Below are 25,450 nucleotides of genomic sequence, written 5' to 3' on the forward strand. Positions count from 1 at the left end.
CCGAGGCGAACGGTCAGGCGCCGTGCGCGGCCGCATCGCCGTCACGGGCGCCGAAGATCCGGTCCAGGTGATGGGTGAGCACCGCCGCCGCCGACTCCGGGGTGCGCTGTCCGACGAGGATGCTGGTGCCGAGCCCCGCGGACATGGCCAGCAGGCCGACCGCCTCCAGCCGCGCGTCCGGACCGGATGCGAGCCGATCCGCCTCGTGCGCCTGCCGGAGCAGTTCGCTCACCACCTCTTCGGCGGCGTCGGGATTCCTGATGAACGGCTGGGCCGCCAGGGTTCGGTCGTTCACGGACAGGACGGCGTACGAGGTGTAGAGGAGGTGGAACGTACGGCTCTCCTCGTCGACCGGCAGCGCCGCCATCAGCAGCGCCTCGACCGTCGCGCGCGGCCCCGGACTCGGTCCGGCGGCGCGGACGCGGGCGGCGACCCGCTCCCCGAACCTCTCCGCCAGATGCTCGAGGCCGAAGAGCAGCAGCTTCTCCTTCGTCTCGAAGTAGTACTGCACCAGGCGCAGTGACACCCCCGCCTCGGCAGCCACATCACGCATCCCCACGGCATGCAGCCCGCGCCGTCCGGCCACCCGGACGAGCGCCTCGGCGATCTCGCTACGCCGTTCCCCGTGATCCACCCGCTTGGGCACCGACTGCCCCTCCACTCTCCGTCGTCGCTGGCACGGCCCCCGTCGGCCGCCTTGATGGTACAGCGGTACCAGCATCATGGTACGTTCGTACCACGAAATCGGCCCACTTCGGAGTTGACCATGCCCAAGACCCCTGCCCACCCACAGGCCGAGGTCGGCCGCTATGTGAGCGACGCCTGGCGTGAGCGCCACTTCGCCGCCTGCGACGCGGCCTACGCCCTGGGCGCACCCGCACTCGAGGAACGCGACGTGGAGACCTCCTTCGGGACCACGCACGTGTACCGCTACGGCCCCACCGACCCGGCGGCCGCGTCCCGCACCCCCGTGGTGCTGGCCCACGGAGCGGGCTCCTGCTCCGCCATGTGGTACCCGAACACCCCCGACCTCAGCGCCGACCGCCCCGTCTACGCCCTGGACACCCCTGGCGACCCGGGCCGCAGCGTCCACACCGCCGCCCTGCACCGGCCCGAACACGCCGCCCAGTGGCTCGACGAGGCGCTCGCCGAGCTCGCTCTCGACCGAGTCCACCTCGTGGGGACCTCCTACGGCGGCTGGCTGGCCCTGAACCAGGCCCACCGCAGCTCGCACCGACTCGCCTCGGTCACCCTCCTCGACCCCGGCGGCCTGGAGAAGGTGGGTCCCCGCTTCTTCGTCTGGATCTTCGTCAGCCTCTTCGCGACGTTCGCACCCAAGTCCCTGCGCCCGCGCCTGGCAGCCTGGCTGGATCAACCGGCCCTCGTCGTACCGGAGTTGCGCACGATGGTCAGGACCGCGGTCCGCGCCTACCGGGTCCGCCGCCCGGCGCCCCGGCCGCTGTCCGACGACGAACTGTCCACCGTGCGCACACCGTTGTACCTGGTACTCGGCAAGCGGAGCCTCCTGCTGCACCCACGCAGGCAAGTGGAGCGCGTGCCGCGCCTGGTACCGGGCGCCCGCGCCGAGATCATCTCCGGCACCGGCCACGGACCGCAGATCGACCACGCGGGAGTGGTCAACCGCCGCATGCTCGACTTCATGACCACGGTCGACTCGTCACCGGCGCACGAGACCTCACCCTCCACCTGAGGGAGTGCTCCCGCCGACGTCCGTGAACCACACCCGGCGGTGTCGGGATGGATCGACCACCCGCCCACGGCCCCGCTCACGGCAGTCGACCGCGGCAAGGCGATCGACCTGTCCCTCGAGACCCTGGATCCCGACGACCCGACCCGCCTGGCGACGTACACCGAGGGGCTGCTGCGGGACCACTGACAGCGCGGCCGAGCACCCGCAGAACTCCGCAATATATGTTGCGCAATTTTTCTTTCGCATCTACGGTCGACGTATGCGACCTCAGCAGCCCCCCGAGCGGATCACCGACCTGTCCCGGCTCAAGGCGTTCACCCACCCGCTGCGGCTCCAGCTGTACCGGCTCCTGTTCACGGCCGGGTCCGCGACCGCGTCCCAGCTGGCCGAGCAGGTCAACGAGGCGCCGTCGCTGGTCAGTTACCACCTGCGCAAGCTCGCCGAGCACGGCTTCGTGACCGAGGCGAGCGAGCGGAACGCGGACGGGCGGGAGCGCTGGTGGGAGCCGGCCAGCGACGAGGGCTGGGGATATCGCACGTCCGACTTCACCGATACGCCCGAAGGGGCTGCGGCGGTCGGCGCGGTGACGCGCTCTCTCGCCGAGACCCGCATGGCGCAGTACCTGGCGTACCTGGACCAGATGGCGGCCTGGGGCAAGGAATGGACCGACGCCGCGTTCACCTCCGAATGGTCCCTCGACCTCACCGCAGCCGAACTGGACCGGATGAGCGACGAGTTGGAGACCGTGATCCGGCGTTGGCGAAAGCACGGCAAGGCCGCGGTGGCCTCAGGTGACACGGAGGGCCGCGAGCACGTGGCCACCCAGTTGTACGGCTTCCCGTTCCGACCCTGACGCCAGGAGTTCCGTGTGACTGCCGCCGAGACCGAGATACCCGGACACCCCGCCGTCGCGGGCAGCGTGCCCGCCTACCGCGACCGGAACGTACTGCGCTGGCTCGCCGCGTACACCGCCTCGCTCGTGGGTGACAGCGTGTACTTCGTCGCGCTCGCCTGGTCGGCCCAGAAGGTCTCGGGACCGGCCGAGGTGGGTCTGGTGATGGCCACCGGCGCGCTGCCCCGGGCGCTGCTGATGCTCGGTGGCGGAGTGGTGGCCGACCGCTTCGGACCGCGGCGGGTGGTGATCGGCAGTGACGCGGTGCGGTGCCTGCTCATCCTCGGTGTCGCCGCCGTGATCGCGCTGACCGCGCCCGCGCTGTGGCTCCTGGTGGCGGTCGCGTTGGTGTTCGGTGCGGTGGACGCGTTGTTCGTTCCCGCCGTCGGGGCGCTGCCGCCGCGGATCACCGCGCCCGACCAGCTCGCACGCGTCACCGGTATGCGGTCGCTCTCGATGCGCCTCAGCCAGATCGCCGGGCCGCCGACCGGCGGACTGGCCATGGGTCTCGGTGGTCCGGCTGCCGCGTTCACCGTGGCCGGCGTGCTCTTCGCCCTCTCGCTGCCGCTCCTGATCACCGTGCGCCTGCGACCGCTGGAGTCGCCCCACGCACCCGCATCCGCCGACACCCCGACGGGCGGCAGCACCGCGCGGCAGGACCTGATCGACGGACTGCGCTACATCCGCCGCCACCGCCTCATCCTGCCCCTCGTCATCTCCGGCGCGATCTGCGAGCTCGGCTTCACCGGCGTGCTCAACGTCGGCATGATCCTGCTCAACGACGCCCGGGGCTGGGGGCCTTCGGGGTACGGCTGGATCATCGGCGCGTTCGGATCGGGAGCGGCCCTCAGTGCGGCGCTGATCACCGTGGTGGGCTGGGTCCCACGCGCCGGACTCCTGCTTCCGGGCACGCTGTACGTGGGCTCCGCGGGCGCGGCCGGCATCGCGCTCGTGCCGACCCTGCCGCTCGCCGCCGCGGTGGCGGCGGTCGTCGGACTGAGCGCAGGCATCTTCGGCAGCCTCAACAACGCGCTGATCCAGACGACCGCGGACCCGGCCTATCTCGGCCGGGTCACCTCCGTGGTGATGCTCGCGACGGTCGGGCTGGCCCCGCTGAGCTTTCCGCTGGTCGGAGCAGCCATCGGGGCCTGGGGCGTCACCGCGGTCTTCGTCGGCTGCGGCGCCTTCGCCGGCCTCGGCGCCACCACCGCACTCGCCTCCGGCGCGGTACGCCGTGCCGGACTGCCGCGCGCCGGGCGGAACTAGGCATGGTCGTTCGGATCTTCCGAGCACGGGTCCGGACGCGTCGTCGTGGACGCGGATCGAGCCGTTACCGCCCGACCGCACTCCGAAGCGGGGCCCGATCACGTACTCCGGCCGCGTACGCACTCGGTCAGACCGAGGTCGTGCGGATCGAGCCGCAACAGCGCTCCCAGCGCGCGGAGTTGGGGAAGCCGGCGCGTGGTGAGGCCCGAGGGAAGACGGCCTCGGAACGGCTACGCCGCGCGAGGGAGCCTGCCTCCGTCGCACGGCGTAGCGGATCGGCCCGCGTAGTGGATTCCCCGGTGCGCCTGCCTGATGACGATGAAGCCATGACCCTGAAGATCCTTCACCGGCCCCCGTCCGTCAGTGACACCGAGCGGCCCGTTCCACGATGGGCGATGCGCCTGGCTCATGCGCTTCCGCTCCTCCTGCTGCCGTCGTGCCTGTGGCGGCTGCCCTTCGCCCTGCACTTCGAAATGGGGCAGATCCACGAGGACGGCATGCCGGCCTACTGGGTGGGCATCCCGTACATCCTCGGGCTCAGTGCGCTGTCGGAAGCGGTCGCGTTCCTGACCATCGGGCTGGTCCGGGGCTGGGGGGGAGGTGGCGCCCGGCTGGATCCCGATCATCGGCGGAAGACGCGTTCGTCCGCCGGCGGCATTCGGCCCCGCCGCCCTCGGCGGCCTGATACTCACGCTGCTGTTCACCGCCGTTCCCGTCGGCGGGGGTCGCGAGCTCACCTTTTACGGCATCGTCGACACCGTCGAATACAGCAATGCCGCCTGGGAGGCGGTGGCGACGGCGTGTGTCACCCCCCTCGCCGCCTGGGGACCCATCACCCTCGTTCTTGCCATCGCCTACTACCGCCGCCGGACCGTCGCCGTCGCCGAGTGAGGGCGCTACCGCCCCGGTGGCTCGGGCCGACGCGGACGACGGCCCCGGTCGGGCCCTCTGCGTGGACTCCGCGATCGTGCGGGTTCACCAGCATGCGGGCGGGGCCCGCAGAAAAGAGCCCCCGGCCGCAGCCGGACGAGCGTGCCACCGGACGGTCGGCCATGTACCCGGCCGAACCCGCATCGCGAGCGTCCTCCTCTGGTCCGCCCGCTGATCCAAGCGGAGCCGCCCGGGCCGGAGGCCTCGCGCGAAGACCGGGATACACCGCTACGTCGACTCCCGCACCACCAGCTCCGTCGGCAACGTCAATTGCTGGCGTTCCGTCAACTGTCCACCGGACAGGGTCACTTCGGATATCTCCTCGAGGAGGATCCGGGCCATCGTGCGGCCGAGTTCCTCGACGGGCTGGCGGACGGTGGTCAGGGGCGGGTTGGTGTGGCGGGCGAGGACGGAGTCCTCGAAACCGACGACAGCCACGTCGGAAGGGACCCGACGCCCCTGGTCCCGAAGCTCGGCCAGGGCGCCGACCGCCATCAGGTCGGAGGCCGCGAAGACGGCATCGAGGGACGGGGCGCGTTCAAGAAGCGAACGCATGGCGCGGCGTCCGCCTTCCTCCGTGAAGTCCCCGCCCTCGACCAGGGACTCGTCGGCCGTGACGCCCGCCTCGCGGTGCGCCGTGCGCCAGCCCTCCAGGCGGCTGCAGCCGACGTCCATGTCGAGCGCACCGGTGATCGTCGCGATGCACCGCCTGCCGCGGTCCAGGAGGTGGCTCACGGCCTGGGTCGCTCCCCCGGAGTTGTCCGAGTCGACGTAGCCGAGGCACTCCTGCGCGTCACGACGACCGGCCAGGACCGTGGGCAGCCCCATCTCCTCCAGTTGCCCGGGCAGCCGGTCGTGCGCGTGCACCGAGACGAGCAGGACACCGTCGACCCGGCGGGTCTGCACGGACGCGGTGAGCTGGTCGCGCTCGGACTGGTCGCGTACGAGCATCAACTGCAGCTGCGTGCCGGTCGCGGCGAGTGCGCCGCTCACGCCGCGGATCAGCGCGGCGAAGAACGGTTCGGAGCCGAGCCGGCTCTCCGACTCGGGGATGACCAGGGCGACCGCGTTGGTGCGGTTGGTGACCAGGCCGCGGGCGACCGAGTTCGGGACGTACTTCAGCTCCTTGATCGCCGCGAGGACCCGGTCGCGGGCGTCCGAACTCACCAGCTCCGAGCCGTTGATGACCCGGGACACCGTCGTCCGGCCCACTCCCGCGCGGGCGGCGACTGTCTTGATCGTAGGACGGCCGTTCCCCGTCATGTGCTCCTCCCCCTGGCTGCCGCAGCGTCCCGCGCCGGCCGCATCGTCGGCCGCGGACGCCTGTGTGACCAGCGGCAATCATGGCAGAAACGGGATCCGTGTCAGCAGCCCTCCCTGCACATGAGACGAACACGGAATAGGGCCCACCGCAAGAAGTTGGTTTCAAGTCATTGACACAGGCGCCAAGTTGGCAGGATTCTTCCAACCGCCGATGGGAACGTTCCCACCCCGAATTGGGAACGTTCCCAACGGCCTGGAGACCTGCTGTCACGGTCGTCGGAGCCTGAGCCGCATGCGTCCGCCGACCGTCCGCGCCACACCCGCACCCGTCACAAGTCGCACCCGTCGCCACGGGCGCGCTTGCTGTCGGCCCGTACTCGTCACTCCGGTGCGTCAGCGCCGCCGCTGGGAGGAACCACAGATATGGCAACTGTTCACAGGTCGTTGCGCACCAGAGCGTCAGCGGCCGTCGCGGCCCTGGGCGCGTTCGCGCTGGTCGTCGGCTGCGGAGGCAGTGACAGCGCCTCGACGGGCGGCGGAAAGAAGGACGGCAAGGTCACCATCACCATGGGCCTGTACGGCGTGATGGGCTTCAAGGAGACGGGCCTGATCGAGCAGTACGAGAAGGAGCACCCCGAGGTCGACATCAAGGCCGAGATAGCCGGCGACGAGCAGACGTACTACACCGCGCTGCAGACCCGGCTGGCCGGCGGCAAGGGCCTCAAGGACATCCAGGGCATCGAGATCCTGCGCGCCAAGGAGATCACCGACACCCAGGCCGCCCGGTTCGCCGACTTCAAGGACGTCAAGAACACCGACCACTTCCTGCCCTGGAAGCAGTCCCAGATCACCACCGGGGACGGCAAGGTCCTCGGCCTCGGCACCGACATCGGTCCGATGGCGGTCTGTTACCGCAAGGACTACTTCGAGAAGGCCGGTCTGCCCACCGACCGCGAGAAGGTCGCCAAGCTGTGGGAGGGCGACTGGCAGAAGTACGTCGATGTCGGCCGTACGTTCAAGAAGGACTTCACGGACGGCGGCGGCTCCGCGAAGGTCGCCTACATGGACGCGTCCAGCGGCCTGTTCAACGCCATGGTGTACGGCCACGAGCAGCAGTTCTACGACGAGAAGGGCGACCTGATCTTCGACAAGAACCCGGCCGTGAAGGAGGCCTGGAACTTGTCGGCCGACGCCGCCGAGGACGGCCTGACCGCCAAACTCCGTCAGTTCCAGCCCGGTTGGGACCCGGGCCTGGCCAACGGCACCTTCGCCACCGCCGTCTGCCCGGCGTGGATGCTCGGCCACATCAGCGAGAAGGCCGGCAAGAAGAACGAGGGCAAGTGGGACGTCGCCAAGGCTCCCAAGGGCGCCAACTGGGGCGGCTCGTTCCTGGGCGTCGTGGAGAACAGCCCGGTGAAGGAGGAGGCCAAGAAGCTGGTCGCCTGGCTCACCGCACCCGAGCAGCAGGCCCACATCTTCGAGAAGCTGGGCAGTGTGCCGTCCTCGAAGACCTCCCTGGACAGCCCCGAGGTCAAGAAGGTCACCTCCGAGTACTTCAGTGACGCGCCGATCGGCCAGATCTTCGGTGACGCCGCCAAGGAGATCCCGGACAAGCAGGTTCTCGGCCGCAAGGACGGCACGATCAAGGACACCTTCTCGCAGGGCCTGACGCTGATCGAACAGCAGGGCACCTCGCGCAAGGAGGCGTGGAAGACCACCGCCGAGCGCATCGACAAGGCCGTCGGCTGACGTAGCGCTCCTACCGGTCCGGGCCCGCCACTCGCGCGGCGCGCCCGGGCCGGCGCACCCACCCCGCTCATGGGAAGGAACCTTGCGGTGGCCACCTCCACCCCCGAGGCCGAGTCGGACAGGGACAGTTCGGGCCCGCCGTCCGAGCCCGGCGACGACACGGCGAGCCGGCGCCGGCGCAGCGCACTGCTGCACCGACTGGACGTCAAGGGCGTGCCCTACGCGTTCGTCGCACCGTTCTTCATCGTCTTCGCCGCCTTCAGCTTCTACCCGCTGATCTACACGTCCTGGATCTCACTGCACCGGGTCGAACTCGCCACGCTCGACATCATGGAGTGGGTGGCGCTCGACAACTACGTCGAGCTCTGGAACGACGAACGGTTCTGGAACGCCCTCGCCAACACCCTCACCATCGGCGTCATCTCCACCGTGCCGCAGCTGCTCATGGCCCTCGGTCTGGCGCACCTGCTCAACTACCGGATGCGCGCCTCGCTGTTCTTCCGCGTCGCCTCGCTCGTGCCGTACGCCACCTCGGTGGGCGCCGCTGCCCTGGTCTTCACCATGCTCTTCGAGCGCGACTTCGGAATGATCAACTGGGCGCTCGGTGTGGTCGGCATCGACCCGGTGAACTGGGAGGCCGACAAGTGGCCCGCCCAGGTCGCCATCTCCACCATCGTCATCTGGCGCTGGACCGGCTACAACGCCCTGCTCTACCTGGCCGCCATGCAGGCCATCCCCGCCGACCGCTACGAGGCCGCGGCCATCGACGGGGCATCGCGCTGGAAGCAGTTCACGCACGTCACCGTGCCCGGGATCCGCTCGACGATCGTCTTCACCATCGTGCTCTCCACGATCGGCGCGACCCAACTCTTCGGCGAGCCACTGATCTTCGGCCAGGGCCCCAACGGAGTGACCGGCGGCGCCGACAACCAGTACCAGACGCTCGGTCTGCTGCTCTACGAGGAGGGCTGGAAGAACTACCAGATGGGCCGCTCCGCGACCGTCGCCTGGGCGATGTTCCTGCTGCTCGTCGTCGCCTTCCTGGCGCAGCGCCTGATCAAGCGGCTGCGCTCCCGTACGTCCTGACCAGGAGTCGCCATGACCACAGACAGTCTCCAGGTCCGGACGGAAAAGCCGGTCCTGGTTCCCGAGACCAAGGCCTCGCCACCCCGCCGCCGCTGGCTGCGACAGCGTGCCGGGCGCCAGCACCACGCGGGCCCGCTCGCCTACACCCTGCTCACCATCGCGGCGATCGTGTCGATCTTCCCGCTGTACTGGACGATGGTGGCGGCCTCGACCGACAACACCCGGGTCAGCCAGTCGCCGCCGCCGTTCCTGCCGGGGCCGAACCTGTTCAGCAATCTGGCCCGCGCCTGGGACGAGGCGGCCATGGGCAAGGCGATGGTCAACAGCCTGATCGTGGCCGGCGTCATCGCCCTGTCGACCGTGCTGTTCGCGACGCTCGCCGGGTTCGCCTTCGCCAAGCTGCGGTTCAAGGGCCGCAACATGCTTCTGATGCTGGTGATCGCGACGATGATGGTGCCGCCGCAGCTCGGCGTCGTACCGCTGTTCATGATGATGTCGGAGCTGGGCTGGCAGCAGCAGTTGCCCGCGGTGATCTTCCCGACCCTGGTGAGTGCGGTCGGAGTGTTCTTCATGCGGCAGTACCTGTCGGAGGCGCTGCCGGACGAACTGGTCGAGGCAGGCCGGGTGGACGGCGCGCACTCGCTGCGGATCTTCTGGTCCATCGTGCTGCCGATCGCGCGGCCACCGATGGCCGTGCTCTTCATGATCACGTTCGTGCACGCCTGGAACGACTTCTTCTGGCCCTTCGTGGTGCTCGACATGACCAATCCGACCGTGCCGGTCGCCCTCACCCAGCTCAGCGCCGGATACATCCGCGACCAGTCGCTGATCATGGCGGGCGCACTGCTCGGCACGCTGCCGCTGCTCGCGATGTTCATCGTCTTCGGCCGGCAGATCGTCAGCGGGATCATGCAGGGCGCCGTCAAGGGCTGACCGCTTCCTCCTCCTCAACCACCCCCTCCTGAAAGGACCTTCGTGGCCACCGCAGCACAACCGCGCCCGTCCGCCGAGGACGCCGCCCTCATCTTCCCCGAGTACTTCCTCTGGGGCACCGCGACCGCGTCGTACCAGATCGAGGGTGCCGCCGCCGAGGACGGCCGCACTCCCTCCATCTGGGACACCTACGCCCGTACGCCAGGACGGGTGCGCAACGGCGACACCGGCGACACCGCCACCGACCACTACCACCGCTGGCGCGAGGACGTGGCGCTGATGGCCGAACTGGGCGTGGGTGCCTACCGGTTCTCGCTCGCCTGGCCTCGGATCCAGCCCACCGGACGCGGGCCCGCGGTGCAGAAGGGGCTCGACTTCTACCGTCGCCTGGTGGACGAGCTCCTCGACAAGGGCATCGAGCCGGTCGCGACGCTCTACCACTGGGACCTGCCGCAGGAGTTGGAGGACGCGGGCGGCTGGCCCGAGCGGGACACCGCGGAGCGGTTCGCGGAGTACGCGAGCTTCGCCGCGGACGCGCTCGGTGACCGGGTCAAGACCTGGACCACGCTCAACGAGCCCTGGTGCAGCGCCTTTCTGGGCTACGGCTCCGGAGTGCACGCCCCTGGACGCACCGATCCTGCGGCCGCCCTGCGCGCCGCGCACCACCTCAATCTGGGTCACGGGCTCGCCGTGCAGGCACTGCGCGACCGGCTGCGCCCCGGCGCCCGGTGCTCGGTGACACTCAACGTCCACCAGGTCAGGCCGCAGACCGGCAGCGAGGAGGACACGAACGCGGCCCGCCGCATCGACGCCCTGGCCAACCGCGTCTTCACCGGTCCGATGCTGCGCGGCGCCTACCCCGAGGACCTCCTGAAGGACACCGCGTCGCTGACCGACTGGTCGTTCGTACGGGACGGGGACCTGGAGCAGATCCGGCGGCCGTTGGACTTCCTCGGCGTGAACTACTACACGCCCACCGTGGTGTCGTACGCCCCCGACCGTGCGGGCCACGGCTCGGACGGTCACGGCGCCAGCACCCACAGCCCGTGGCCCGCTGCCGACGACGTCGCCTTCCACCAGCCGCCGGGCGAACGCACCGCGATGGGCTGGGCGGTGGACGCCACCGGTCTGTACGACCTGCTGATCCGGCTGGCCGCGGACTTCCCGCGGCTGCCGCTGGTCGTCACCGAGAACGGCGCGGCCTTCGACGACTACGCGGACCCGTCCGGCACGGTCAACGACCCGGCCAGGATCGCGTACGTGCGGGACCACCTGGCCGCGGTCCACCGGGCCGTGGAGGACGGGGCGGACGTCCGGGGCTACTTCCTGTGGTCGCTGCTCGACAACTTCGAGTGGGCGCACGGCTACAGCAAGCGTTTCGGTGCGGTGTACGTGGACTATCCGACCGGCACCAGGATCCCGAAGGCCAGTGCCCGCTGGTACGCGGAGGTGGCGCGCACCGGGGTGCTGCCGGCGGTCGGCTGACCTCACTGCGGGGCCGGTCGCATCCGGCCGGTCCGCCTCCGGCCGGTCCACATCCGGCCGGCGACGACCCGGTGCGGCACCACATACCGCCGCCCCGCGCGGTGCCGCATCAGGTCCTGCCCCGGCACCCGGTCATTCCAGGGGCCGGGGCAGGAACCGCACCGCGCACCCCGGGGGTGTGGCCACCGCCCCTCCCCCGGTGCAAGCTGGGACGGCGTACCGGACGGCATCTCGGGAGACGGAGGTTCACCGCGTGCCACGCGAGAACGGGGACAAGCGCCCCGGGGCCTGGGCCCGCCGGGCCGTCGACCGGCTGCTCGCCGACCGGGCGGCCGAACGGCCCACCCCGCTGCACGCGTTCCCGCTCGCCGGGCCGGGCGGGACCGCCCTCTACCTCAAGGACGAGTCCCGGCGCCCCACCGGCAGCCTCAAGCACGGCCCCGCACGAGACCTGTTCATCGACGCGCTGCGCCGCGGGCGCATCGACCGGGACACTCCGCTCTACGAGGCCACCAGCGGCAACATGGCCGTCGCCCAGGCGCACTTCGCCCGACTGCTCGACCTGGAGTACACGGCCGTCGTCCCCGAGCGGACCGGCCCGGCCAAACGCCGCAGGATCGAGTCCCGAGGCGGCCGTGTCCATCCCGTCGACCCGCCTCTCGCGGTGTACGAGCGGGCCGGTGAACTCGCCCGGACGCACGGCGGCCACTACCTCGACCATCTCCAACAGGTGGGCCGGGCGATCGACTTCGCTTCACCGAGCAGTCTCGGAGCGGAGATCCTCGGCGATCTGGAACGGCTCGGCGAGCCGGACCCCGCCTGGATCGTGCTCGGGGCCGGCACCGGCGCCACCTCGGCCGCCGTGGGGCGCGCACTGCGCCGGCGCGGCTCCGGCACGCGGCTCGCGGTGGTCGATCCGGAGAACTCGGCGTACTTCCCGGGCTGGGCCTCGGGCGTCCGCGACTACACCACGGGAATGCCGTCGCGGATCGAGGGCATCGGGCGGCCGCGGATGGAGCCCGCCTTCGATCCGGACCTGGTCGATCTGGTGATCCCGGTGCCGGACGCCGCGAGTGTCGCCGCGATGCGCCATCTGCACGCCGTCACCGGTGTGCTGGCCGGCCCGTCCAGCGGCAGTTGCCTGTGGGGCGCCTGCCAGGTGCTCGACCGCATGCGCCGGGACGGCGCCGGCGGGCCGGTCGTCCTGATCGTCGGCGACGGCGGCGAGGCGTACCACGACACGTACTACGACGACTCCTGGAGCACCGGCCGCGGCCTGGACCTCGCCGGACCGCTGCGCGTGCTCCGGCGGTTCACGGAGACGGGCGACTGGACTCCGGGCGGGCCCTCCTGAACGTGGTCACAGCGGGCGGACGGTCAGGATCTGCTGGGCCTGGCCGATCGGGCCGTCGATGTCGTGCAGAACGCTGCTGGTCAGGCCCTGGCCCGTGGGACCGAAGGTGACCGTGGTGTCGAGTCCCGTCCAGCGGCCGGTCGGCTGCCGGTGGAAGTGCACGGTGAGGTCGACATTGGGGAACATCCACTCCGTGGGCGGCTGCCGCACGGCGATGCCGTTGGCGGTGTCGACGAGTGCGACATACGAGGCGAGAGGGCTGCTCGTCCGTCCGGCGACCAGGTCGAGACCGGTCGACACCCAGGCCGTCGTGCGCCCCGGCCGGGGCGGTGCGACCGGGCGGATGTCGAGGGAGGCGATGTATCCGCCGGGCCACACCTCCTTCAGCGCCCACGGGTCGAGGCCGTCGGGCGGGGTGAGCCGCTCGTCCGCGCCGCCCGCGACGGCGGTGGTGTCGCCGGCACCGAGCAGCCAGGCGCGCGCCCGGACGACGGGACGGTCGGCGATACGTACGACGGCCTCGAGGAGTTCGATGGTGCGGCCGGGGCGGACGGTCTCCACGTGGATCTCGCACTCGTCGAGGGCGAGGCGTCCCAGGATGTCGAAACTGATCCGGGACAGCACCATGCCGCTGTCGGGGCGTTCGGCGAGATGCCGGTCGATGGCGTGCACGATCAGGCCGCCGAGCGGGCTGAAGTGCTGCTCGTCGGTGTCCCAGGCGCCACCGACGTGGGTGGTGGGCTTGTAGCGGTACTCGTCGATGGGCTCGTAGTAGCTGCCGCTGTCCAATGGAGTGCTCACCTCTCGTGCTTCTGGCCGTCCTGCCGGCATCCCGCGTGCTTCGGTCACATATCGGCCCTGGTGAACTGCCGTGCCGGCACGTGGGGTCGACGGTACGGCGGGGGCGTCCGCCGGGTCACTCGGGGGCAGACTCAGGCAGTCCCGCTCTCCCGCTCCTGCGGCGGCCGGTCCGCCCCGGGGCGGACGGCGGTGAACAGCGCGCGCCGGACCACCTCGGGCGCGAACAGGGCGGAGACCGGGCCGTTCAGACTGGACACGGCCCGGAAGGCCCTGCCCACCACCGGATCCGTACCGGCTCGCTCCTGCACGCGCTTCAGGTACCAGCCGGCCGGTCGCGTCGACACGGGAGCGCCGAGCGCATTGCCCCACACCCCTGGCATCCCCCTGTCCGCACCGGCCGAGATGTCCCAGGCGAGGCGCGCGGAGGCGAGCAGCGCCCGCTGCACCGTGCGGGTGCCGGGCGTACGGCGCGGGTCGGTGAGGGTGTCACGCAGCGCCAGGGCGTTCTGCGCGGCGACGGTCATGCCCTGGCCGTAGACCGGGTTGAAGGTGCACAGGGCGTCGCCGGTCGCCAGGAATCCGGCGGGGCGGCGGCCGGGCAGGTCGTAACGGCGGCGGACGTTCGCGGTGCGCCGGAAGCAGGAGACCGGCGACAGCGGCTCGGACGCACGCATCCAGTCGTGCACGAGCGGGTGCGGGAGCCGCTTCGCGTACGCCTCGAAGTCCTCGCCGTCGGTGGGCGGTTCATCACCGCGCAGGCCGGAGAGCGTGGCGAGGTAGGTGCCGTCCTCGATGGGCATCACCACGGCGCCGCGCGTCTGCCGCGGGTTCGCCACCACGTGGTAGCCGCGTACGGATCCGCCGAGCCGGTTCTCCGTGTCCCGGTAGACGCGGGTGGCGTAGGCGAGACCGCTGTCGATGATCTCCTCGTGCGGCGGTTCGGCACCGAGTTCGGTGAGCCATCGCGAGGCCTTGGTGCCGCGCCCTGAGGCATCCACCACCAGGTCCGCCTCCAGCGGGCTCGGCTCGGTCCGCGGTCCTTCGTCCCGACCGCGCACCAGCACGCCCCGTACCCGTCCGGCGTCCCCGAGCAGTCCGACCACCTCGGTCGCCTCCACGGTGTCGATCGCCGAGTGCTCCAACACCCGCTGCCGGACAAGCCGTTCGAGCTGAGAGCGGGTGCCGGTGTGCAGGTGGGTGGTCGCCGCCGTCCGCCGGCACCAGCCGCCGTCCCACTGCACCAGGTCCTCGGGCACACCGACGCGGGGTGCGCCCGCCGCCCGCAACTCGGCCGTGAAGCCCGGCAGTACGGCCTCGAGCGCGCTCTGCCCGCCCTCGAGCAGCACGTGGATGTGGCGGGCGTGCGGTACCCCCGAACGCCTGCGGTCCGCATCGGACGGCCGGTCCCGCTCCACCACCGTCACCCGCTCCGCGTGATCGGCGAGCACCCGTGCGGCGAGCAGCCCCGCGAGGCTCCCACCGACGACGACCGCGTGCCGTTCGCGCGCCCGGCCGCCTCCATCGATGTCCGACACCACGGTTGTCAACGTCTGCCTCCCCGAAGTCCTGCTCGCCGGCCCGGCGGATCCGGTCCTTCCGTGCCCAGTATTCCAAGGCGTGCCGACCCGCCGGACGGTCGGGTCCCCGACCAGGTACGGAGCGGACGGATCGTCAAGTACCTGTTTTGACCCGGGTGTTCGGCGTGGGTCCGCCGGGGCGTGCGGCGCCGGGGGGGCGAGTCGGCGTCAGGTGTTCAGGGTGACGACGGCCTCGTCCGACAGCATCAGGAACGTGAGGGTCTCCTGGAGGTACAGCTCGACCTCCGCGCCGGTGTGCCCCGTGTACCCGATGGACAGGTCCTGGCCCAGGTGCAGTTCGTAGTCGCCGCCGCGGCCGGACAGCATCACGCCCCCGGACAGCGCCGGCGCCCAGATCAGCTCGCCGTCCAGGATCCGGGTCAGGTGCTGGGCCACGGGATAGCCGTGGTCGGAGGTTTCGCTGACCGCGGTGTACGCCTCCGCGCCGAGCAGCAACGAGTACGGTCCGTCGACACCGGCGAGCCGCAGGGCGGTCAGCGCCTGGCTGACCGTGTTGGGGAACTCGCGGACGTCGGCGGGCAGGGTGAGCGCCGGATTGGACGTCCGCTCGCGCACGCCGTCGATGCCGGCATCGCGGTAGCCGTCGAAGACGATGCGGTCCTCGGCGAAGGCGATGCTGCGTGCCGCGTCCTTCACCGGCTGCCAGTCCGAGTCCTGCGAGCCGCGCTCGACGTCGTCCACGGCGTCCCGCGAGACCGTGAACGGCACCCGGAGCTCGGTGACCGGCATGGCCTTCCGCAGCCGCGCCCTGACCCCGTCCGCGGGCGGGGCGATGTCGGTGAGGTGGCCGGTGCCGACCGCGGCCAGCCGCGTACCGTCCGGCCCGGTGACGTCCACGATGCGGCGTCCGGCGATGTTGCGCCGGAAGGTGCGGGTGGCTTCCTCCTCGATCTCGGCCCAGGCGGCGGAGCTGATGGGGGCGAGTTCACGGTGCAGGTTGTTCATGAGCTGCATGCTCCTTTGAGGCTGCCGATGCCGAGCGATCCGCCGGCCGGATCCGTCCCACCGGTCGGCGACTCGACGGCCCTGACGGGCTCTACGGGTTCTGTGGGCTCTGCGGGCGCCGTGTCCTGCTGCGACTCGGCCGCGCCCGGCGGGTCCGGCTGGTCCTCGAAGAATCCGGCCGGGGGCACGAAGAACTGGCTCCCGGTGACGGCGGTCGAGAAGTCGAGGATGCGGTCGTGGGTGGCGCCCGGGGGGCCGCCCTGCTCGGGCGGATCGGAGGGGCCCGGGTCGCTGCCGAGGAACATGTTCCGCAGCATCTGCTCGATGACGGACAGGGTGCGCGCGTACCCGATGAAGTAGGTGCCGAACTCGCCGCGGCCGATGGTGCCGAACGGCATGTTGTCGCGGACGATCTTCTGTTCCTCGCCGTCGTCGTCGGTGACGGTGTTGAGCGCGACGTGCGAGTCGGCGGGTTTGACGTCGTCCGGCATCTCGATGTTGCCGCTCTTGGTGCGGCCGATGATGCGTTCCTGCTCCTCGGTCGGCAGTGCTTCCCAGGCGGCCATGTCGTGCAGGTACTTCTGGACGACGACGTAGGAGCCGCCGGCGAAGTCGGGGTCCTCGTCCGGGCGGATGAGGACCGCCGAGCCGGCTTCCTCGCCCGTCGGGTTCTCGCTGCCGTCGACGAACCCGAGCAGGTCGCGGTCGTCGAAGTACTTGAATCCGTGCGTCTCGTCCACGACGGTGACCGCGTCACCGAGCTGGGCCAGCAGGTGACGGGCCAGCTCGAAGCAGAGGTCCATCCGACGGGCCCTGAGGTGGAACAGCAGGTCGCCCGCGGTGGCCACGGCACGGTGGCGGCTGCCGTTCAGCTCGCGGAACGGGTGCAGCTCGGCCGGTCTCGGCCCTCCGTACAGCCGGTCCCAGGCCTCGGATCCGATGCCGGTGACACCGGTGAGCCGGTCCTCGGGGGCCCGGAAGGCGACGGAGCGCTGCAGGCCGGGCAGATTCTCCAGTACGTCACGGACCTGCTGCTCGGCGCCGTGCCGCACGGTGACGACGAGGAACATGGCGGCGCGGGCGGGTGGTTCGAGTACGGGCTGGGGCTCGGGAGCGGGCTGGGGTTCGGGCACTTGGCTGGGCCTCCCGGTTCCTGGCGGTCGTGGTGGCCGGCCGGTCTTCGCGACCGGTGGCCTTGCTCGTCGTGGCTGTAACGAGTTCCCGGGCAGCTGCCTGACAAACGGTCACCCCTCGGCGGTGATGGTGACCTTGACGTGCTTCATCAGGGGCTGGTCGCTCTGGACGCTGTAGTCGCCGATCGCGCACAGCACGTTCATCTCCGGCATGTATCCGGCCGCACAACCGCGCGGCATGTCGTACGGGATCGCCGAAAAGCCCTCGAGCCTGCGCCGGCTGCCGTCCTTGGCGGTGCTGACGATGGTCACCGGATCGAATTCGGCGAGGCCTAGCTCGCGCATGTCGGCCTGGTTCATGAAGACCAGGGTGCGCAGGTTCTTCACGCCCCGGTACCGGTCGTTGTCCGAGTAGATCGTGGTGTTCCACTGGTCGTGCGAGCGCATCGTGCCGAGCGCCAGGGTTCCCGGCTCGGGCACCACGTCGGGCAGCGGCGCCGCGGAGAACTCGGCGCGGCCGGACGGGGTGCGGAACACCAGCTCGCGGGCCGGCTGCTTGATCCGGAAGCCGAGCGGCAGCCGCACCCGCCGGTTGCAGTCCTCGAACCCGTCCAGGACCTGCGCCATCGTGTCGCGGATCCGGTCGTAGTCCTCGACGTACCACTCCCAGGGGGTGTCGCTGCGGGGCAGCGCGGCCCGGGCCATTCCGGCGATGATGGCGGGTTCCGACAGCAGATGCGGTGACGCGGGGCGTTTCATGCCCACCGACATGTGGACCATGCTCATCGAGTCCTCGACCGAGGTGCTCTGCACACCGCCGCGCTGGTGGTCCTTCTCGGTGCGACCCAGGCACGGCAGGATCAGCGCGCCCCGGCCGTGCACGAGGTGGCTGCGGTTGAGTTTGGTACTCACCTGCACGGTCAGCTCGCAGGTGCGCAGCGCCTCGTACGTGTAGGGGGTGTCGGGCGCCGCGAGGGCGAAGTTGCCGCCCATGCCGACGAACACCTTCACCTCGCCGCGCCGCATCGCCTCGATGGTGCCCACCGTGTCCAGGCCGTGCTCGCGCGGCGGGTCGATGCCGCAGGCGTCGCCGAGCCGGTCGAGGAACTCCGTGGCGGGTCGGTGGTCGATGCCGCAGGTGCGGTTGCCCTGGACGTTGCTGTGCCCGCGCACGGGGGACGGCCCCGCGCCCTCGCGGCCCAGATTTCCGCGCAGCAGCAGGAGGTTGACGATCTCCCGCACGGTGTCCACACCGTGCTCGTGCTGGCTCACGCCGAGACACCAGCTGACGATGCTGCGGTCGGCCTCGCCGTACACCCGGGCCGCCTTGAGGATGTCGTCGCGGCCGAGTCCCGACTGCCGCTCGATCTCCTCCCAGGGCGTGGCCTCGCACAGTTCCCGGTACGCCTCGAAGCCCTCGGTGTGGCGCTCGATGAATTCCGTGTCGACCGCCCTGGGGTCGGCACCGGCCTGCTCCAGGACCGCCTTGGCCATACCCCGCAGCAGGGCCATGTCTCCGCCGATGCGCGGCTGCAGGTTGAGCGTGCTGGTCCGGGTCGTCTTGTTCAGCGCCATGTCCGTGAAGTCGTGCGGCACGATGGTGCGGGTCGCGGCGGCCTCCACCAGCGGATTGATGTGCACGATCTGCGCGCCGCGGCGATAGGCCTCGGCCAGCGCGGTCAGCATGCGCGGTGCGTTGGAGGCGGCGTTGACGCCCATGATGAACAGGGCGTCGGTGGTCTCCCAGTCCTTGAGGTCGACGGTGCCCTTGCCGGTGCCGAGTGACGCCGTCAGTGCTCGCCCGCTGGCCTCGTGGCACATGTTGGAGCAGTCGGGCAGGTTGTTGGTGCCCAGTTCTCTGGCCATCAGCTGGTACAGGAATGTGGCCTCGTTGCCGAGCCGGCCCGAGGTGTAGAACGCCGCCGCGTTCGGGTCGTCGAGTTCGCGCAGGGCTCGGCCGACGGTGTCGAAGGCGTCCCGCCAGCTGATCGGTACGTAGTGGTCCGATTCGGGGTCGTAGACCATCGGCTCGGTCAGCCGGCCCTGGTCCTCCAGGTCGAAATCGCTCCAGCCGGAGAGTTCGGTGACCGAGTGCGCGGCGAAGAACTCACGGCCCACGCGTTTGTTGGTCATCTCCCAGGTGACGTGCTTGATGCCGTTCTCGCAGATGTCCAGGTGGAGGCCCTTGAGGTCGTCGGGCCAGGCGCATCCGGGACAGTCGAAGCCGCCGTTCTCGTGGTTCATCCGGACGAGGGCGCGTGGCCCGTCGACGAGCGCGCGCTCCCGCAGCAGGAAGCGGCTGACCCCCTTCGCCGCGCCCCAGGCGGCCGCGGGATGGTCGTACGGCTTGAATTCCGGTTCACCCTTGGGGGTGGGGCCCACGCGCGCCTCGCGGGGCGCTGAACTCGGGGATTCCTGCGCTTCAGACGGGTTCCCGGACTCGACGACGGGCTCCCGGCGGTCCTCGTTGGCACTCAAGCTGCTCACCTTCCGCATACGGCGCGGGCAGGACGTGGCCCGGAACGGCATGGCGCGGCGGGGCAGGCCGTACCGCGGCGCTGCACTCCGATTCAGGCTATTCCCGGGGGTGGCGGGTCGCCATCCAGGACCGGGACCCGGCCGTGCCCCTCGGCGACCGCGGAACCTACGCTTCCCGGCCGCTCGCCCTCCCCCACGGCACGCATCACGATCCCACGTCCACCCGGTCATCACTCGGTCACAAAGCAACGCAACCTGCAGCGGGAGTTGTTCGGGCAGGCGCACGATGAGCGGTAGGCACGGGTGCCGACACGGGGGCGGAGAAACATGGGACGGCGTGGAACGCTGTGGTCGCGGCGGAGGTGGACCGTCGGCCCGTTCGCCGCGGTACTGCTGGTGGCCGGCTGCAGCGGGGGCGACGACGGCCGACCGGACGAGGACCGCTCGACGGCGTCCGCCGAGGGCCGGCGCGGCACGGGCACGGAGGCGCCGGACCCCGGTGCCAGTGCGGGAACCGGATCGGCGGGAGTCCGCTGGGACCAGGCGGACGGCTCGCCCCCTGATCCGGAGAGCAACAAACTCCCGTTGCCCGACACTGCCGAGGAGGCACGGCGCCTGGCGCGCAAGGTGGTCGCGGGCCCGGCCGCCTGGGGCCCCGACTACGTCAGGGACAAGCCGTACAAGAGCGGTCCGGAGCGTGCTTCGACGCTGGGCGAGGACTGCGTCTGGCGGCAGAGTGCCCTGCGGGACGACCAGTTGGTGCAGGTGACCCGGCGCAGCAGGGTCCCCGCGACGGACGGCCGCAAGCAACTGGAGGTGTCCGCCGTGGTGACCGTGTACCGCAAGGTGAAGGACGCACAGTGGTCGATGGCCCGCACACTCGAGGACGCGCTGCGCTGCCCCGACCAGCAGCTCAGCGGTGCCGAACGGATCACCGGGCTGGCCTCTCAGGCGGCGCCGCGCGGCAGGAGCGGCGCGACGGGGGACGACACGCTCGACGAGAACGGCCTCATCGACCGTACGGGCGACGGGGACGTCCCCCAGCCGTACTCCTGGTCCCAGACGAGGTTCGGCAACATCGTGATGTCCGCCGTGGTCAAGGGGGCCGACGGCCATGAGAAGGACGAGGTCGACCTGGCCGGGCCGACGGCGCTGACGAACATGCTGGTGAAGACGGAGGCGGAGCTGGGGGATGCCCCTTGAGTCCGCCTCTGCTGCCCGGGGACCCCTCGACGATCGGCGGCCATCGCATCCTGGCCCGACTCGGTGCGGGCGGTATGGGAGTGGTGTACCTGGGCCGCGCTCCGGGCGGGACCCTCGCCGCCGTGAAGGTGGTGCACCAGGACCTCGCCGACGAACCCGGTTTCCGGCTGCGGTTCCAGCGGGAGATCGAGGCCGCGCGGCGGGTGGAGAGCGCTTGGGTGTCGCCGGTGACGGCCGCCGGGCCGGACGACGCGCCCGCGCCCTGGCTGGCCACCGCCTTCGTCCCCGGGCCGTCGCTCGGGGAGGCCGTGCAGCGCTTCGGGCCGCTGCCCGAGCGCAGCGTCGGCCGCCTCGGACACCTGCTCGCCGCCGCGCTCGGGCAGGTCCATGCGGCCGGTCTGGTGCACCGTGACGTCAAACCGGCGAATGTCCTGCTCGCGGTCGACGGCCCGCGGCTGATCGACTTCGGTATCGCGCGCTCCCCGGACGCGACCGCGCTGACGACCGCGGGTGCGGTGGCCGGATCGCCCGGCTTCCTGTCTCCGGAACAGGCGCGAGCGGGCGAACTCGGCCCGGCGAGCGATGTGTTCTCGCTCGGCTGCCTGCTGGCGCACGCCCTCACGGGCCGCCCGCCGTTCGGCCATGGCACGCCCGAGGCGATCCTCTACCGGACCGTTCACGAGGAGCCCGACCTCGGCGGGCCGGAACCGGAAGAAGCCCGGTCCCTGCTGGCCGTGGTCCGCGCCTGTCTGGCCAAGGAGCCTGCCGCGCGCCCGGGCACGGTGGAGATCGGGCGGCGGCTCGCCGCCGACCGCACCGGTGGGGAGGACTGGCTGCCGGGACCGGTCCTGCGGCACATCGCCGAGACGACGGCCCGGATGCTGGCGCTCCCCGACATCGAGCCCACCGCGGCCGGAACCCCCGGCCTGCCCGTCACCGACACCGCCGTCGACGGCACGCCGTCGGCTGCCGGGGCCGCACCGCCCGCGACGCCGCCGACGCCCCCGCACCACGGGCGTCGCCGCGCGCTCCTGTCGATCGCAGGCGCGGCGGCCGCCGTCGCCGCGGGCGGTGGCCTGTGGGCGCTGACCCGCGACGACGGTTCCGCCGCCGGAAGCGGCGACACCCGGTGGGCGCTCGGCGTGCATGCCGACCTCAGTGGCCCGGGCAAGGCAGTCGGCCGCGCACTGGAGCAGGGCGCGCGCCTCGCCGTCGAGCAGTACAACGCCCGCGCTTCCAGACCCTTCGAACTGGACCTGCGCACGTCCGACGACCGCGGCTCCGAGGGACGCGCGAAAGCCGCCGCCGAGCGACTGGTGGCGGACCGGGGCGTACTGGCCGTCATCGGTCCCAACACCAGCCAGACGGCGGTGGCATCGCTCGCGACCTACGACGCGGCGATGCTGCCCCTGCTGTTCGTCGTGCCCGGCACGGTGTGGCTCCGCACCGAACACAGCCGGACCGCGGTCCACTGCCGGGCGCCCGATTTCTCGGTGGCCTACGAGATCGCCTACCACCTGGCGATGCGGACGAAAGCCCGGCGCATCGGCCTTCTCCAGGACCGCACGGCGGCCGCGTACGGGTGGGAGGTCAGCGCCATGACGTCCGAGCCACTGCACGACGCCGGTCTCACACTGCACCCCCGGGTGGCCCCGGCCGGGCTCGTCGACTTCCGGCCGCTGATCGACGACCTGATGGACGACGGCATCGACTCCTACATCCACGCCGGGTACGCGGACAGCGCCGCCCGCGCCGCCAGGGATCTCGCGGACGCGGAATTCACCGGCCGCCGGATGGGCACGCAGACACTGCTCGATCCGCGGTTCCTCGACGCCGCGGGGGCGGCGGCCGAAGGATGGCTGATCACCGCGTCCTGCATCGACCCGAGCGCCGTGCCGGCCGCGGCGCCCTTCCGCAAGGCGTACCGCAGGCGTTTCGGCAGGGAGCCGGGCTACTACGCGGCCGAGGCCTACGACACGGCGAACCTCACCATCCGCCGGCTGACCGGGTCCGCCCGCGACGGACGCCCGCCATCGAGGAGGCGCCTCGTCCCCCTGCTGCGCGGCGCCGAGTACCAGGGCATCACCAAGAAGTTCGCCTTCGAGGCGGACACCGGCCACTACTCGCTCGAGGAAGGGGTCTCGCTGTACGAAGTGAAGGACGGAAAGTTCCGCTTCGTTCCGGTGAAGCCGCGGGAAGCGGAGAAGTGAGCCGGGGAGCGAAACGTCTGCGACCGCTGCGCCCCGACGACCCCGAGCGGCTGGGCGGGCACCTGCTCCTCGGCCGGCTCGGGGCGGGCGGGATGGGTGTCGTGTATCTCGGGCGTTCGCCGGGCGGCGCTCTCACCGCACTCAAGGTCGTACGCACCGAGTACGCCGGCGACCCGGGGTTCCTCGCGCGCTTCCGGCGGGAGGCGGCGGCCACCGCTCGTCTCGACAACCGCTGGTTGGCACCCGTACTCGCCTCCGATGTGGCCGGCGACCGGCCGTGGTTGGCCACCGCCTACGTACCGGGTGTCCCGCTCGGCGAAGCGGTCGCCGAGCACGGGCCGCTGCCGGAGCGGACCGTTCGTGACCTGGGTGCCCGGGTCGCCGAGGCGCTGGCCGCGGTGCACGAGGACGGTCTGGTCCACCGTGACGTGAAACCGGCCAACGTCCTGCTCGCATCGGACGGCCCGCGGCTGATCGACTTCGGGATCGTGCGCCCGGACGGGGCGACCGCCATCACCACGACCGGGCTGGTGATCGGCTCGCCCGGGTTCCTCTCCCCCGAGCAGGCGCAGGCGCACTCCGGCGGGGTCGGCCCGGCGAGCGATGTGTTCTCACTCGGCTGCCTGCTCGCGTACGCGTCGACCGGGAGGCTGCCGTTCGGGTCCGGACCCGCAGCGAGCGCGCTCTACCACACGGTGCACGAGGAGCCCGATCTGACCGGCGTGCCCGCATCGCTCCTGGGCGTGGTGCGGGACTGTCTCGCCAAGCTGCCCGCGGCGAGGCCCACGGCGCTCGAGGTCGGCCGACGGCTGGCAGGACGGGACCCGCGCACCCCCCACGAGCCGCCGGCCGCGCCGGTGTCCGGTGGCGGATCCGGTGACGGAGATGCGGCCGAGTCGCGGGACTGGCTGCCGCTGCCCGTACTGCGCACGATCACCGAGCGCTCCGGCGAGGTCCTCGCGCTGACCGAGCCGGTTCGGGAGGCGTCCGCCGGACCCCTTCCGCACGGCTCCGGGCCCGCCGGCCCAGCCTCGACCGGTGCCGGGTCGCCGGCCGACGCCTCGCGCCCGGACCAGCTTGCGACCGTCACCGCCGCCTCCTTCGGCGCACGGCATGCGCCGCGCCTCCCGTCCCGTCGCCCCTCCCGTCGTGCCGTGCTCGGACTCGGTGCGGCGGCTCTCGCGGCGGCCGGCGGCGGTATCGCCGCGCTACGCGCCGGTGCGGCGGGCGGCGACGACGGACGCGCGCTGCCCGAGCGGGTGATCGCGCTCCAGGCCGATCTCTCCGGGGACCTCCGGGCGCTCGGCCGGGCGCAGGAACGCGGGGCGCGGATCGCCGTACGGGACTTCAACGACAACGACGAACGGGCCTTCGACCTGCGGCTCCTGGTCCGCGACGATCGAGGCGATCCGGGCCGGGCAGCCGCCGTCACCGCCGGACTGATCAAGGACAAACGGGTGGTCGCCCTGCTCGGCCCCACCGCCGACGCCGGGCTCGAGACCCTCGCCGCCCGCTGCGGCAAAGCCGATCTGCCGCTCGTCACCGTCTCGGCATCCGCACCGCAGATGGCGACCGATCTGCAGAAGTTCCCCACCTACTTCCCCCTGAGGCCCAACCGGAACGAACTGACCTTCGGGGTCCGGCACTACCTGAGCCGTGTCGAGCCCTGCGAGCACGTCGCCCTGGTCGACGACCGGGCTGCCACGGACGACCAGAGGTGGGCGTTCGTCGAGAGCCTCCAGCAATTCCCGCCCACCGCGGGCGGACGCACCACCCGACACCGGGTCCCGGCCGGGCAGCAGGACTTCGCCCCGGCCGCCAGGGCCGTACGTGCGTCGCGCGCGCAGGCCGTGGTGTATGCCGGGACGTCGCCGCAGCGGGCCGGGCGGTTCGCCCGAGCACTGGACCGCACCGGCTTCGACGGGGTCCGGTTGGCGGCTGAACCGGTCCTCCTCCCGGATCCCCGGGACGGCGCGACGCGGCTGCCGTTCGTCGGGGAGGCGGGCGGGTCGGCGCGGGGCTGGCTCTGCGTCACCACCTACGCAGACCCGAAGGCGCTGCCCGCCGCCGGGGATTTCGTCGCGGCCTACCACGACATGTTCCCCACCGCCCCGGAACCGGGGCCCACCGCCCCGTTCGCCGTCGAGGCCTACGATGCGGTCCGGCTCATCGCCTCGGCGGTGAAACGCCCCACGGACGACGGACCCGATCGCGGCTCCACCGCGACCAGGCTGCGCGGCAGCCGGCACCGGGGCCTGGCCAAGCCGCTCCGGTTCGCCTCCGACACGGGCTACTTCGAGGGTCTGGAGACGCAGTTCATCCACCGCGTCGAACGCTCCGGCACCGTCTTCCTCGGTGACGTACGCGAGATCCGCGCCGCGTCCGGCGGCCGATGAGCGCGCAGCGCGACCCG

The 25,450-nt window shown here is 71.5% G+C and carries 20 protein-coding genes; 13 read left to right on the top strand and 7 right to left on the bottom strand.

Features of this window, described 5'->3' with window-relative positions; all coding sequences use genetic code 11:
• Positions 1–13: 13 nt before the first annotated feature.
• Positions 14–646, bottom strand: a complete 633-nt coding sequence (locus DSC45_RS13175; protein WP_119290595.1) for a TetR/AcrR family transcriptional regulator — start codon at positions 644–646, stop codon at positions 14–16.
• Between the two features lie 120 nt (positions 647–766).
• Between DSC45_RS13175 and DSC45_RS13180 the strand changes: the two genes are divergently transcribed.
• From DSC45_RS13180 to DSC45_RS36320, 5 genes are all read left to right on the top strand, one after another.
• Positions 767–1,711, top strand: a complete 945-nt coding sequence (locus DSC45_RS13180) for an alpha/beta fold hydrolase (protein WP_119290385.1) — start codon at positions 767–769, stop codon at positions 1,709–1,711.
• Positions 1,712–1,750: 39 nt separating this feature from the next.
• Complete coding sequence (locus DSC45_RS35710; protein ID WP_162929211.1) at positions 1,751–1,897, top strand: hypothetical protein; 147 nt, start codon at positions 1,751–1,753, stop codon at positions 1,895–1,897.
• A gap of 73 nt (positions 1,898–1,970) precedes the next feature.
• Positions 1,971–2,564, top strand: coding sequence for an ArsR/SmtB family transcription factor (locus tag DSC45_RS13185; protein ID WP_119290387.1), 594 nt, complete (start codon positions 1,971–1,973; stop codon positions 2,562–2,564).
• Positions 2,565–2,579: 15 nt separating this feature from the next.
• The gene (locus DSC45_RS13190; RefSeq protein WP_119290388.1) at positions 2,580–3,869 is read left to right on the top strand and encodes an MFS transporter; all 1,290 of its coding nucleotides are present in this window, start codon (positions 2,580–2,582) and stop codon (positions 3,867–3,869) included.
• 600 nt (positions 3,870–4,469) lie between these two features.
• On the top strand, positions 4,470–4,760 hold the full coding sequence (locus DSC45_RS36320; RefSeq protein ID WP_240434609.1) for a hypothetical protein: 291 nt from the start codon (positions 4,470–4,472) through the stop codon (positions 4,758–4,760).
• A gap of 267 nt (positions 4,761–5,027) precedes the next feature.
• On the opposite strand, the gene DSC45_RS13200 is transcribed toward DSC45_RS36320, so the two are convergent.
• Complete coding sequence (locus DSC45_RS13200; RefSeq protein WP_119290597.1) at positions 5,028–6,062, bottom strand: LacI family DNA-binding transcriptional regulator; 1,035 nt, start codon at positions 6,060–6,062, stop codon at positions 5,028–5,030.
• Between the two features lie 423 nt (positions 6,063–6,485).
• On the opposite strand from DSC45_RS13200, the gene DSC45_RS13205 reads away from it, so the two are divergent.
• The 5 genes from DSC45_RS13205 to DSC45_RS13225 all read left to right on the top strand — a co-directional run bounded on the left by DSC45_RS13205 (position 6,486) and on the right by DSC45_RS13225 (position 12,669).
• Entirely contained in the window at positions 6,486–7,811 is a 1,326-nt protein-coding gene (locus tag DSC45_RS13205; protein WP_119290390.1) for an ABC transporter substrate-binding protein, read from the top strand.
• Between the two features lie 87 nt (positions 7,812–7,898).
• On the top strand, positions 7,899–8,897 hold the full coding sequence (locus tag DSC45_RS13210) for a carbohydrate ABC transporter permease (RefSeq protein WP_119290392.1): 999 nt from the start codon (positions 7,899–7,901) through the stop codon (positions 8,895–8,897).
• Between the two features lie 12 nt (positions 8,898–8,909).
• Positions 8,910–9,830: a carbohydrate ABC transporter permease gene (locus DSC45_RS13215; RefSeq protein ID WP_119290394.1), complete on the top strand. Its 921-nt coding sequence runs from the start codon at positions 8,910–8,912 to the stop codon at positions 9,828–9,830.
• A gap of 42 nt (positions 9,831–9,872) precedes the next feature.
• A complete protein-coding gene (locus DSC45_RS13220) occupies positions 9,873–11,315 on the top strand; it encodes a GH1 family beta-glucosidase (RefSeq protein ID WP_119290396.1) in 1,443 nt (480 codons plus the stop codon).
• Positions 11,316–11,568: 253 nt separating this feature from the next.
• Positions 11,569–12,669, top strand: a complete 1,101-nt coding sequence (locus DSC45_RS13225) for a PLP-dependent cysteine synthase family protein (protein WP_119290398.1) — start codon at positions 11,569–11,571, stop codon at positions 12,667–12,669.
• A 6-nt stretch (positions 12,670–12,675) separates the two neighbouring features.
• Here DSC45_RS13225 and DSC45_RS13230 read toward each other — a convergent pair whose 3' ends face one another.
• The 5 genes from DSC45_RS13230 to DSC45_RS13250 all read right to left on the bottom strand — a co-directional run bounded on the left by DSC45_RS13230 (position 12,676) and on the right by DSC45_RS13250 (position 19,528).
• A complete protein-coding gene (locus tag DSC45_RS13230; RefSeq protein ID WP_119290400.1) occupies positions 12,676–13,458 on the bottom strand; it encodes a thioesterase family protein in 783 nt (260 codons plus the stop codon).
• 143 nt (positions 13,459–13,601) lie between these two features.
• Positions 13,602–15,008 (bottom strand): FAD-dependent oxidoreductase, encoded by a 1,407-nt coding sequence (locus DSC45_RS13235; RefSeq protein ID WP_240434625.1) that lies wholly within the window; start codon positions 15,006–15,008, stop codon positions 13,602–13,604.
• 207 nt (positions 15,009–15,215) lie between these two features.
• Complete coding sequence (locus DSC45_RS13240) at positions 15,216–16,013, bottom strand: family 1 encapsulin nanocompartment shell protein (protein ID WP_119290401.1); 798 nt, start codon at positions 16,011–16,013, stop codon at positions 15,216–15,218.
• Positions 16,010–17,146: a Dyp-type peroxidase gene (locus DSC45_RS13245; protein WP_119290402.1), complete on the bottom strand. Its 1,137-nt coding sequence runs from the start codon at positions 17,144–17,146 to the stop codon at positions 16,010–16,012. The genes DSC45_RS13240 and DSC45_RS13245 overlap by 4 nt, the downstream gene beginning before the upstream one ends.
• A gap of 111 nt (positions 17,147–17,257) precedes the next feature.
• Positions 17,258–19,528: an FdhF/YdeP family oxidoreductase gene (locus DSC45_RS13250; RefSeq protein WP_240434627.1), complete on the bottom strand. Its 2,271-nt coding sequence runs from the start codon at positions 19,526–19,528 to the stop codon at positions 17,258–17,260.
• Between the two features lie 423 nt (positions 19,529–19,951).
• On the opposite strand from DSC45_RS13250, the gene DSC45_RS13255 reads away from it, so the two are divergent.
• The 3 genes from DSC45_RS13255 to DSC45_RS13265 are packed head-to-tail and all read left to right on the top strand — an operon-like array spanning position 19,952 to position 25,433.
• Entirely contained in the window at positions 19,952–20,827 is an 876-nt protein-coding gene (locus DSC45_RS13255) for a hypothetical protein (RefSeq protein WP_119290403.1), read from the top strand.
• Positions 20,824–23,037 carry a bifunctional serine/threonine-protein kinase/ABC transporter substrate-binding protein gene (locus DSC45_RS13260; RefSeq protein WP_119290404.1) on the top strand — a complete coding sequence of 738 codons (2,214 nt, stop codon included), beginning with the start codon at positions 20,824–20,826 and terminating at the stop codon, positions 23,035–23,037. Before DSC45_RS13255 ends, DSC45_RS13260 begins: the two co-directional genes overlap by 4 nt.
• Positions 23,034–25,433, top strand: a complete 2,400-nt coding sequence (locus tag DSC45_RS13265) for a bifunctional serine/threonine-protein kinase/ABC transporter substrate-binding protein (protein ID WP_240434610.1) — start codon at positions 23,034–23,036, stop codon at positions 25,431–25,433. The genes DSC45_RS13260 and DSC45_RS13265 overlap by 4 nt, the downstream gene beginning before the upstream one ends.
• Positions 25,434–25,450: the final 17 nt, after the last annotated feature.

The organism is Streptomyces sp. YIM 130001 (genome assembly GCF_003574445.1).
In the GTDB taxonomy this organism is placed as follows: Bacteria; Actinomycetota; Actinomycetes; order Streptomycetales; family Streptomycetaceae; genus Streptomyces.

What these genes read in the sequence shown, in the direction of transcription:
- DSC45_RS13185 (WP_119290387.1), top strand. Translation starts at nt 1,971, where the DNA reads ATGCGACCTCAGCAGCCCCCCGAGCGGATCACCGACCTGTCCCGGCTC.
- DSC45_RS13180 (WP_119290385.1), top strand. Translation starts at nt 767, where the DNA reads ATGCCCAAGACCCCTGCCCACCCACAGGCCGAGGTCGGCCGCTATGTG.
- DSC45_RS13200 (WP_119290597.1), bottom strand. Translation starts at nt 6,062, where the DNA reads ATGACGGGGAACGGCCGTCCTACGATCAAGACAGTCGCCGCCCGCGCG.
- DSC45_RS13240 (WP_119290401.1), bottom strand. Translation starts at nt 16,013, where the DNA reads ATGAACAACCTGCACCGTGAACTCGCCCCCATCAGCTCCGCCGCCTGG.
- DSC45_RS13255 (WP_119290403.1), top strand. Translation starts at nt 19,952, where the DNA reads ATGGGACGGCGTGGAACGCTGTGGTCGCGGCGGAGGTGGACCGTCGGC.
- DSC45_RS13205 (WP_119290390.1), top strand. Translation starts at nt 6,486, where the DNA reads ATGGCAACTGTTCACAGGTCGTTGCGCACCAGAGCGTCAGCGGCCGTC.
- DSC45_RS13215 (WP_119290394.1), top strand. Translation starts at nt 8,910, where the DNA reads ATGACCACAGACAGTCTCCAGGTCCGGACGGAAAAGCCGGTCCTGGTT.